Annotated in this window: 9 protein-coding genes; 7 read left to right on the top strand and 2 right to left on the bottom strand. The window is 70.8% G+C overall.

Annotation, left to right across the window (positions count from 1 at the left end; translation table 11 throughout):
* Positions 1-196 precede the first annotated feature (196 nt).
* The 4 genes from CK485_RS16115 to CK485_RS16130 all read left to right on the top strand — a co-directional run bounded on the left by CK485_RS16115 (position 197) and on the right by CK485_RS16130 (position 5,091).
* Positions 197-2,419 carry a polyribonucleotide nucleotidyltransferase gene (locus CK485_RS16115; protein WP_109451219.1) on the top strand — a complete coding sequence of 741 codons (2,223 nt, stop codon included), beginning with the start codon at positions 197-199 and terminating at the stop codon, positions 2,417-2,419.
* Positions 2,416-3,795, top strand: a complete 1,380-nt coding sequence (locus CK485_RS16120; protein ID WP_109451221.1) for a pitrilysin family protein — start codon at positions 2,416-2,418, stop codon at positions 3,793-3,795. The genes CK485_RS16115 and CK485_RS16120 overlap by 4 nt, the downstream gene beginning before the upstream one ends.
* Positions 3,796-3,872: 77 nt before the next feature.
* Positions 3,873-4,625: a 4-hydroxy-tetrahydrodipicolinate reductase gene (dapB, locus tag CK485_RS16125; RefSeq protein WP_109451223.1), complete on the top strand. Its 753-nt coding sequence runs from the start codon at positions 3,873-3,875 to the stop codon at positions 4,623-4,625.
* Between the two features lie 13 nt (positions 4,626-4,638).
* Entirely contained in the window at positions 4,639-5,091 is a 453-nt protein-coding gene (locus CK485_RS16130; RefSeq protein ID WP_109451225.1) for a tetratricopeptide repeat protein, read from the top strand.
* A gap of 60 nt (positions 5,092-5,151) precedes the next feature.
* Here the strand turns inward: CK485_RS16130 and CK485_RS16135 are convergent, their stop codons facing one another.
* Together CK485_RS16135 and CK485_RS16140 are read right to left on the bottom strand one after the other, a co-directional pair.
* The gene (locus CK485_RS16135; RefSeq protein ID WP_109451227.1) at positions 5,152-5,703 is read right to left on the bottom strand and encodes a hypothetical protein; all 552 of its coding nucleotides are present in this window, start codon (positions 5,701-5,703) and stop codon (positions 5,152-5,154) included.
* 147 nt (positions 5,704-5,850) lie between these two features.
* Positions 5,851-6,093 (bottom strand): hypothetical protein, encoded by a 243-nt coding sequence (locus tag CK485_RS16140; RefSeq protein ID WP_109451228.1) that lies wholly within the window; start codon positions 6,091-6,093, stop codon positions 5,851-5,853.
* A 228-nt stretch (positions 6,094-6,321) separates the two neighbouring features.
* Here CK485_RS16140 and thyX point away from each other — a divergent pair, with 228 nt between their 5' ends.
* From thyX to CK485_RS16155, 3 genes are all read left to right on the top strand, one after another.
* Positions 6,322-7,068 carry an FAD-dependent thymidylate synthase gene (thyX, locus tag CK485_RS16145; protein ID WP_109451230.1) on the top strand — a complete coding sequence of 249 codons (747 nt, stop codon included), beginning with the start codon at positions 6,322-6,324 and terminating at the stop codon, positions 7,066-7,068.
* 307 nt (positions 7,069-7,375) lie between these two features.
* A complete protein-coding gene (gene dapA / locus CK485_RS16150; RefSeq protein ID WP_109451232.1) occupies positions 7,376-8,275 on the top strand; it encodes a 4-hydroxy-tetrahydrodipicolinate synthase in 900 nt (299 codons plus the stop codon).
* Positions 8,276-8,453: 178 nt separating this feature from the next.
* The gene (locus tag CK485_RS16155) at positions 8,454-10,139 is read left to right on the top strand and encodes a ribonuclease J (RefSeq protein WP_109451233.1); all 1,686 of its coding nucleotides are present in this window, start codon (positions 8,454-8,456) and stop codon (positions 10,137-10,139) included.
* The last annotated feature ends 313 nt before the right edge of the window (positions 10,140-10,452 follow it).

The following is a 10,452-nucleotide window of genomic DNA, read 5'->3' on the forward strand; positions in this document are numbered from 1 at the left end:
GGTGCCAGAGGCGCCGGTCCTCGGTAGTGGCCCCCGGGTCGCGCCGCACGGTGGACGACCACCGCACGACGTGGCACCCCGGTGGCTTCGATCGAAGACCGGCCCGGCCGGGACCGCCGTGTCCGGCGGTGCGGCGCTCCACCGCGGAAGGCTCCGGGGCAGGCGCCCCGGAGCGGACACAAGGAGAATTCCCATAGTGGAGAACGAGACCCACTACGCCGACGCCGTGATCGACAACGGCTCCTTCGGCACCCGTACCATCCGCTTCGAGACCGGCCGCCTGGCCCGTCAGGCCGCCGGTTCCGCGGTGGCCTACCTGGACGACGAGACCATGGTCCTGTCGGCCACCACCGCCTCGAAGCACCCCAAGGACCAGCTCGACTTCTTCCCGCTCACGGTGGACGTCGAGGAGCGGATGTACGCGGCCGGCCGCATTCCCGGCTCGTTCTTCCGCCGTGAGGGCCGCCCCTCCGAGGACGCCATCCTCACCTGCCGTCTGATCGACCGCCCGCTGCGCCCCTCGTTCAAGAAGGGCCTGCGCAACGAGATCCAGGTCGTCGCCACGATCATGGCGCTCAACCCCGAGCACCTCTACGACGTGGTCGCCATCAACGCCGCCTCCGCCTCCACGCAGCTGGCGGGCCTGCCGTTCTCCGGCCCGATCGGCGGCGTGCGCGTCGCGCTGATCCGCGGCCAGTGGGTGGCGTTCCCGACCCACACCGAGCTGGAGGAGGCCGTCTTCGACATGGTCGTCGCCGGTCGCGTCCTGGAGGACGGCGACGTCGCGATCATGATGGTCGAGGCCGAGGCCACCGAGAAGACCATCAAGCTGGTCGAGGGCGGCGCCGAGGCGCCGACCGAGGAGATCGTCGCCGCGGGTCTCGAGGCGGCCAAGCCGTTCATCAAGACCCTGTGCAAGGCGCAGTCGGAGCTGGCCGCCAAGGCCGCCAAGCCGACCGGCGAGTTCCCGATCTTCCTCGACTACCAGGACGACGTCCTGGAGGCGCTGACCTCCGCCGTCCGCGACGAGCTGGCCCAGGCGCTGACCATCGCGGGCAAGCAGGAGCGCGAGGCCGAGCTGGACCGGGTCAAGGGCCTGGCCGCCGAGAAGCTGCTGCCGCAGTTCGAGGGCCGCGAGAAGGAGATCTCCGCCGCCTACCGCGCGCTGACCAAGAAGCTGGTGCGCGAGCGCGTCATCAAGGACAAGGTCCGCATCGACGGCCGCGGTGTCACCGACATCCGCACCCTGTCCGCCGAGGTCGAGGTCGTGCCCCGGGTGCACGGCTCGGCGCTGTTCGAGCGCGGCGAGACCCAGATCCTGGGCATCTCCACGCTGAACATGCTGCGCATGGAGCAGCAGCTCGACACGCTCTCGCCCGAGACGCGCAAGCGCTACATGCACAACTACAACTTCCCGCCGTACTCCACCGGTGAGACCGGCCGCGTCGGCTCCCCGAAGCGCCGCGAGATCGGCCACGGCGCGCTGGCCGAGCGGGCGCTGCTGCCGGTGCTGCCGACCCGCGAGGAGTTCCCGTACGCCATCCGTCAGGTCTCCGAGGCGCTGGGCTCCAACGGCTCGACCTCGATGGGCTCGGTGTGCGCCTCCACCATGTCGCTGCTGAACGCCGGTGTGCCGCTCAAGGCCCCGGTCGCCGGTATCGCCATGGGCCTGATCTCGCAGGAGATCGAGGGTGAGACGCACTACGTGACGCTGACCGACATCCTCGGCGCCGAGGACGCGTTCGGCGACATGGACTTCAAGGTCGCGGGCACCAAGACCTTCGTCACCGCGCTCCAGCTCGACACCAAGCTCGACGGCATCCCCGCCTCCGTGCTGGCCGCCGCGCTCAAGCAGGCCCGCGACGCGCGCCTGCACATCCTGGACGTGATGAATGAGGCCATCGACGTCCCGGACGAGATGTCCCCGAACGCCCCGCGGATCATCAGCATCAAGATCCCGGTGGACAAGATCGGCGAGGTCATCGGCCCCAAGGGCAAGATGATCAACCAGATCCAGGAGGACACCGGCGCCGAGATCGCCATCGAGGACGACGGCACGGTGCTGATCGGCGCGTCCGAGGGCTCGGCCGCCGAGGCCGCCCGCGCGACCATCAACGGCATCGCCAACCCGACGATGCCCGAGGTCGGCGAGCGCTACCTGGGCACGGTCGTCAAGACCACCACCTTCGGTGCCTTCGTCTCGCTCATGCCGGGCAAGGACGGTCTGCTGCACATCTCGCAGATCCGCAAGCTGGCCGGCGGCAAGCGCGTGGAGAACGTCGACGACGTCCTCGCGGTCGGCAGCAAGGTGCAGGTCGAGATCGCCGAGATCGACCAGCGCGGCAAGCTCTCGCTGATCCCGGTCATCGAGGGCGAGGACGGCGACGCCGAGGCGGCGAAGGACGAGTCCGCCAAGTGACGACGCGCGAGCGTGGCGTGACGGCCCGCCCCTCTTCTGAGGGGCGGGCCGTCGCCCGTACCACCACCGTCCTCAAGGGCGACGCGGGCGTCGGCACCGTGCGCCGCACGGTGCTCCCCGGCGGACTGCGCGTCGTCACCGAGTCGATCCCCGGGGTGCGCTCGGTGACCTTCGGCATCTGGGTCGGCGTGGGCTCGCGGGACGAGACGCCGGCGCTGAACGGTGCCACGCACTACCTGGAGCACCTGCTCTTCAAGGGCACCCGGCGGCGCAGCGCGCTGGAGATCTCCGCCGCGATCGACGCGGTCGGCGGTGAGATGAACGCGTTCACCGCCAAGGAGTACACCTGCTACTACGCGCGGGTGCTCGACTCCGACCTGCCGCTCGCCGTCGACGTCATCTGCGACATGCTCACCGGTGCGCTGATCACACCGGAGGATGTGGACGCCGAGCGCGGCGTGGTCCTCGAAGAGATCGCCATGACCGAGGACGACCCCGGCGACCAGGTGCACGACCTGTTCAACACCGCGATGCTCGGCGACTCCCCGCTGGGCCGCCCGGTGCTGGGCACCGTCGAGACCGTCAACGCGCTCACCCGCCCGCGCATCTCCCGCTTCTACCGCAAGCACTACGACCCGACCCACCTGGTCGTCGCCGCCGCGGGCAACCTCGACCACGCCACCGTCGTACGGCAGGTGCGCCGGGCCTTCGAGCGGGCCGGTGCGCTCGACGACACGACCGCGGTGCCGGTCGGGCCGCGCTGCGGGGCGAAAGCGATCCGCGCCACCGGCCGCGTCGAGGTGCTCGACCGCGGCACCGAGCAGGCCCACGTGGTGCTCGGCATGCCCGGCCTGTCGCGCACCGACGAGCGGCGCTGGGCGCTGGGGGTCCTCAACGCCGCGCTGGGCGGCGGGATGAGCAGCCGCCTGTTCCAGGAGATCCGCGAGAAGCGCGGGCTGGCCTACTCGGTCTACTCCTACACCTCCTCCTTCGCCGACTGCGGCCTGTTCGGCGTCTACGCCGGCTGCCAGCCGCAGCGCACCGACGAGGTCCTCAAGATCTGCCGCGAGGAACTGCACGACGTCGCCGAGAACGGTCTGTCCGACGAGGAACTCACCCGCGCCGTCGGCCAGTTGGCCGGCTCCACGGTGCTGGGCCTGGAGGACACCGGCGCGCTGATGAACCGTATCGGCAAGAGCGAGCTGTGCTGGGGCGAGCAGTTGTCGGTGGACGACATGCTCGGCCGCATCCGCGCCGTCACCCCCGACGAGGTGCGGGCGGTGGCACGCGACGTGCTGGGCCGGCGGCCGTCGCTGGCCGCGATCGGCCCGCTGAACGGCAAGCGGGCCGCGCGCCTCCAGGAGGCCGTGGCCTGACCCGGGTCCCGCCGCCCCGGACCGCGGGCGACGCCCCGACCCCTTCCGACCCGCCCGAACCCGAAGGACGAAGCGAGATGAGCAAGCTGCGTGTGGCCGTGATCGGCGCCGGCGGCCGGATCGGTTCCGAGGCCGTACGCGCCGTCGAGGCGGCCGATGACCTGGAACTGGTCGCCGCCCTGGGCCGGGGTGACTCGCTGGAGACGTTGACCGCCGCCCGCGCCGAGGTGGCCGTCGAGCTGACCCACCCCGACGCGGTCATGGAGAACCTGCGCTTCTGCGTGGCAGCCGGCATCCACGGCGTCGTCGGCACCACCGGCTGGACCGAGGAGCGCCTCGCGCTGCTCGACGGCTGGGTCGCCGCCTCGCCCGGCACCGGCGTGCTCATCGCGCCGAACTTCTCCATCGGCGCCGTGCTCACCATGCGCTTCGCCCAGCAGGCGGCGCGGTTCTTCGAGTCCGTCGAGGTCGTCGAACTGCACCACCGCGGCAAGGCCGACGCGCCGTCCGGCACCGCCACCCGCACCGCCCAGCTGATCGCCGCTGCCCGCGAACGCGCCGGACTCGCGCCGCAGCAGGACCCCACCACGCACGGCCTCCAGGGCGCGCGCGGCGCGGACGTGGACGGCGTGCCGGTGCACGCGGTGCGGCTGCACGGTCTGCTGGCCCACCAGGAGGTCCTGTTCGGCGACTCGGGCGAGACGCTGACCATCCGGCACGACTCGATGCACCACCGGTCCTTCATGCCCGGCATCCTGCTCGCCGCCCGCAAGGTGGCCGAGCGCCCCGGAGTCACCTTCGGCCTCGAACACTTCCTCGACCTGGACTGATCGGCTGATCGCTGTGCGCGCGAAGATCACGTATTTCGTCACGGCCGCCGTGCTGCTCGTCTACTTCTACCTGGCGGGCAGCCGCGGCGTGATGCTCCTGCAACAGGGCACCGCGGTGACCATCCCGTTCGGCGTCGCCGTACTGGTGCTGCCGCTCATCGGCGTGTGGTTCCTCGTGCAGACGACGCGGTTCGCGACGAGCGCCGACCGGCTGGCGAGGGAACTGGACGCGGAGGGCGGCCTGCCCGTCGACGAGCTGGTGCGCACCCCCAGCGGCCGCATCGACCGGGACTCCGCCGACGCGGTCTTCGCCAAGCGCAAGGCCGAGGCGGAGGCGGCGCCGGACGACTGGCGCTCGTGGTTCCGGCTCGCCGTCGCCTACCACGACGCCCGCGACACCCCCCGCGCCCGCAAGGCCATGCAGCGCGCGATCGCCCTGCACGACGGCCGCCCGGTCCGCGCCTGAGCGGACGGCAGCGCTGCGCTGGCCTGGCCGGACGGCGCGGCCGCGCGGGCCTGGAAGGACTCAGCCGCGGCGCAGGTCCGTGGCCCAGCCCTCGATCGCGTCGGCGGCCACGTCGAAGGACTCCGTGCGGCCCAGGAAGTCCGGGCTGTGGTCGGTCAGCACGGTGGGCAGCTCGCCGCCGTGCGCCTTGCGGATCACCAGCGCCTGCCCCTGCACGGTGCGCGGCAGCGCCAGCAACCGCACCGGCTGCTGCGCGGTGCGCACCTCGACGCCGTCCCACGAGACGGTGTTCGTCCGCAGCAGCGTGGTGACCCGCAGGCCGTGCGCGCCGACCCAGACGCCGACGCGCAGCAGCCGCAGCGCGACCGCGATCACCACGACGCCCGCCACCAGCAGGGTGACCGCGCCGGGCCCACTGGCCGCCAGTCCCTCGACCAGCGCCGCGAGCAGCAGGTAGGACGCCAGCACCAGCAGCAGCGACGCCGTCGCCACCCGCCACGGCCCCAGTTGGTACGGCCGGTGCCATCCCTCCACCGCCCGCCGCGAGGCGACGTCGGCGGTCGCGAAGCGCTCGTCCTGGCCGGCGTCGGAGGTGAGGAAAGACAGGGGCACGGCGCGATGTCCTTTTCCAGCGGTGGATGTGCGCGGACCAGCCCGGCCGCCCATTCGGTCAGGGGCGGGCCGTGACGGGTGAGGCTACCAGCGCCGCGACAGGCCGTGCGGCCTCCGCATCGGCGGCTCCGTACCGGCGGATCGGGCTCAGTGGTGGTGCGCGACGTCCGCCTGCTGGGGCGCGGACCCGGCGGAGTGCTGGGCGTTGAGCGCGGGCGTGCCCAGGATCACGGCGCCCACCAGGCCGGCGACGACGGTCACCGTCGCGAATATCCGCCCGGCTATCTGGGACCGTGACGGGCGCTGCCGGGGCGGAGGCTCCACGTTGCTGCGGAAGCTGTCCGCCTCGGCCACGAAGGCGAACGGAACGGGCTCTCCCCGGCGGAACATCGCGATCCCCTCCCGAAGTCGTCGGCCCGCTGCGTGGAGCCGATGAGGAACTCTCGTAAGAGAAGACGCACGAAGCGGCCGCATGGTGCCCGATTTCGCCGAGAAACCCGCCAAATCCCGCCACGTCATCGCGGCCGGTGAGGCCCACGTAAGCTGGGCCACGCCCCGCGGCCCCGGAACGCCCGGACGCAACGGCCGACGACCTGGGGCGACGAGGAAGGATCCCCGGTGACCGACACCCCCACCGAGCCCACCGAGACCGAAGTCCGGTTCCGCGACGACGTGAGCGTGGAACTGGTCAAGCACAACGCCGCGGACTCGGACGTGCTGTGGGCGGCCCGGGTCTCCACCGCGGGGGAGCAGTCCCTCGACGAGCTGGGCAAGGACCCCGACCGGTCCAAGGGCCTGATCAACTACCTGATGCGCGACCGCCACGGCAGCCCGTTCGAGCACAACTCGATGACCTTCCTGGTCAGCGCGCCCATCTTCGTCTTCCGCGAGTTCATGCGGCACCGCGTCGGCTGGTCGTACAACGAGGAGTCCGGCCGCTACCGCGAGCTGCAGCCGGTCTTCTACGTGCCCGGCGAAGACCGCAAGCTCGTGCAGCAGGGCCGCCCCGGCAAGTACGAGTTCGTGCACGGCTCCCCGGAGCAGCACGCCGCCGTCTCCGAGACGATGCGGGCCTCCTACCTGGAGTCCTACGAGGCCTACCAGCGCATGCTCAAGGACGGCGTCGCCCGCGAGGTCGCGCGTGCCGTGCTGCCCGTCGGCCTGTTCTCCTCCATGTACGCGACCTGCAACGCCCGCTCCCTGATGCACTTCCTCAGCCTGCGCACCAAGGACGACCGCGCCACCGTGCCGTCGTTCCCGCAGCGGGAGATCGAGATGGTCGCGGAGCGGATGGAGGCGGAGTGGGCGAAGCTCATGCCGCTGACGTACGCCGCGTTCAACGCCAACGGCCGCCAGGCTCCCTGAGCCGACCAGCCGTCCTGAGCCGATCGGCCGTCGTGGGCGCTGCGTGACGAGCCCGCCCCGCGACAGAGCCGTTCCCCTGATGAACCAACGTCCAAAGTGTCCCAATTGCGGGTATTAGTGACCTTCATCTAGGCTTCAGAAACGGATTCCGGCGCTGCTTGGACCCCCGAGCAGGCAGCGCCGGGGTCCCACCCCCCACTCCCCGCCCTCCGCCAGAGCCCGCCCGCACCGGCGCGCAACCCTCGCGGAGCTCGCGGAAGGTCCCCAAGGGGGCACTCCGGCACCGGCTACGAGTAGCGTTGGACCCATGGCTCCGACCTCCACACCGCAGACCCCCTTCGGGCGGGTCCTGACCGCAATGGTCACGCCGTTCACCGCAGACGGCGCTCTCGACGTCGACGGCGCCCAGCGCCTCGCCGCCCATCTGGTGGACGCCGGCAACGACGGACTCGTCGTCAACGGCACCACCGGTGAGTCCCCGACCACCAGCGATGCGGAGAAAGAGCAGCTCGTCCGGGCGGTACGCGAAGCGGTCGGCGACCGCGCCTTCGTCGTCGCGGGCGTCGGCACCAACGACACCCGGCACAGCGTGGAACTCGCCCGCCAGGCCGAGAAGGCCGGGGCCCACGGCCTGCTGACCGTCACCCCGTACTACAGCAAGCCCACCCAGGAGGGCCTGTACCGGCACTTCACGGCGATCGCCGACAGCACCGGCCTGCCCGTGATGCTGTACGACATCCCCGGTCGCAGCGGGGTTCCGATCCAGACGGAGACGATCGTCCGGCTCGCCCAGCACCCGCGCATCGTCGCCAACAAGGACGCCAAGGGCGACCTCGGCCGCGCCAGCTGGGCCATCGCCCGCTCCGGCCTCGCCTGGTACTCCGGCGACGACATGCTCAATCTGCCGCTGCTGTCGGTCGGCGCGGTCGGCTTCGTCTCGGTCGTCGGCCACCTCGTCTCGCCCGAGCTGCGCGACCTGCTGCACTCCTACCTCGCGGGTGACGTGGCCAAGGCCGCCGAGCTGCACCAGCGCCTGCTGCCCGTCTACACCGGCATGTTCCGCACCCAGGGCGTGATCACCACCAAGGCGGCGCTGGCCCTGCGCGGCCTGCCCGGCGGACCGCTGAGGCTGCCGCTGGTCGAGCTTTCGCCCGAGGAGACCGAGCAACTGAAGAAGGATCTCGCCGCGGGCGGGGTACAGCTCTAACCAAAGACTTCACAACTGAATACAGGCCACAACAGGCAACACTCACCAGAACATCGCACGATCCACTCGCGCCATGTGTCCTACGGGACCGCCACGCCGGGCCGGCAGAGCCCGCGGACCACGACGGGTCCGCACGGCGGGACCGGTGGGGGCGTGGCGCGAGCGCTAAGGAGAACCTTTGAGCCATCCGCATCCTGACCTCTCGGCCCCGCCGGCGCTCCGCGAGGGGGCCCTGCGCATCACGCCCCTCGGCGGCCTCGGCGAGATCGGCCGCAACATGACCGTCTTCGAGTTCGGCGGCCGCCTGCTGATCGTCGACTGCGGGGTGCTCTTCCCCGAGGAGGAGCAGCCCGGAATCGACCTGATCCTGCCGGACTTCACGTCCATCAGGGATCGCCTCGACGACGTGGTCGGCATCGTGCTCACCCACGGCCACGAGGACCACATCGGCGCCGTCCCGTTCCTGCTGCGCGAAAAGCCCGACATCCCGCTGATCGGCTCCAAGCTGACGCTGGCCCTGATCGAGGCGAAGCTCCAGGAGCACCGCATCCGGCCCTACACGCTGGAGGTCGAGGAGGGCCGCCGCGAGCGCATCGGCCCGTTCGACTGCGAGTTCGTCGCCGTCAACCACTCGATCCCGGACGCGCTGGCCGTCGCCATCCGCACCCCCGCGGGCATGGTCGTGCACACCGGCGACTTCAAGATGGACCAGCTGCCGCTCGACGGCCGCCTCACCGACCTGCCCGCCTTCGCGCGGCTCGGCGAGGAGGGCATCGACCTGCTGCTGTCGGACTCCACCAACGCCGAGGTCCCCGGGTTCATCCCGCACGAGCGCGACATCTCGCCGGTGCTGCGGCAGGTCTTCGCCAAGGCGGAGCGCCGCATCATCGTCGCCAGCTTCGCCAGCCACGTGCACCGCATCCAGCAGGTCCTGGACGCGGCGTACGAGTACGGGCGCCGGGTGGCCTTCGTCGGCCGCTCGATGGTCCGGAACATGGGGATCGCCCGTGACCTGGGCTACCTGCGCGTCCCCGGCGGCCTGGTCGTCGACGTCAAGACGCTGGACGACCTGCCCGACGAGGAGATCGTGCTGATCTGCACCGGCTCCCAGGGCGAACCGATGGCGGCGCTGTCGCGGATGGCCAACCGCGACCACCAGATCCGCATCGTCGAGGGCGACACGGTGGTCCTGGCCTCGTCGCTCATCCCCGGCAACGAGACGTCCGTCTACCGCGTGATCAACGGACTCACCCGCTGGGGTGCCAACGTCGTCCACAAGGGCAACGCCAAGGTGCACGTCTCCGGCCACGCCTCCGCCGGTGAGCTGCTGTACTTCTACAACATCTGCAAGCCGCGCAACCTGATGCCGGTGCACGGCGAATGGCGCCACCTGCGCGCCAACGCGGACCTCGGCATCGCCACCGGCGTCCCGAAGGCCCGCACGGTCATCGCCGAGGACGGCGTGGTGGTCGACCTCTACGACGGCGTCGCCAAGATCGTCGGCAAGGTCCAGGCGGGATACGTGTACGTGGACGGCCTGTCGGTCGGCGACGTCACCGAGTCCTCGCTGAAGGACCGCCGCATCCTGGGCGAGGAGGGCATCGTCTCGGTCTTCGTCGTGGTGGACAGCAGCACCGGCAAGCTGGTGGGCGGTCCGTACATCCAGGCACGCGGCTCCGGCATCGAGGACGCGGCGTTCGCTCCGGTCGTCGCGAAGATCGAGGAATCCCTGATGCGGTCCGCCAACGACGGCGTGGCCGACGTCCACCAGCTCCAGCAGCTGATCCGTCGCGCGGTGGGCAAGTGGGTATCCGACACCTACCGCCGTCGGCCGATGATCCTGCCTGTGGTGGTTGAGGTCTGACGGCTCGTCATCGGAAGGGGCGTCCGGATTTGCATCCGGACGCCCCCTCCAGTACGTTGGCACAACCGCCTCGACGAGCAGCACGGGAACGTGTGTGCTCGACAGGTCGGTAAAACCCCGGCGGTAAATCGGATCGGAAATGGTCTGATAGAGTCGGGATCACCGGAAAGCGGAATGCGGAACGGTGAAAGCCCCGCTCCAGCAGGAGGCCGGATGCGAAAGCCGGAAGCGGAATTCGGATCTGGTAAGGTTGGAAACACCGAAGGGAAAGCCCGGAGGGGCCTGTGAAAGGGTCTTGAAGGTAGCTTCCGTT

This window comes from Streptomyces sp. ICBB 8177, assembly GCF_003144095.1.
Taxonomy (GTDB): domain Bacteria; phylum Actinomycetota; class Actinomycetes; order Streptomycetales; family Streptomycetaceae; genus Streptantibioticus_D.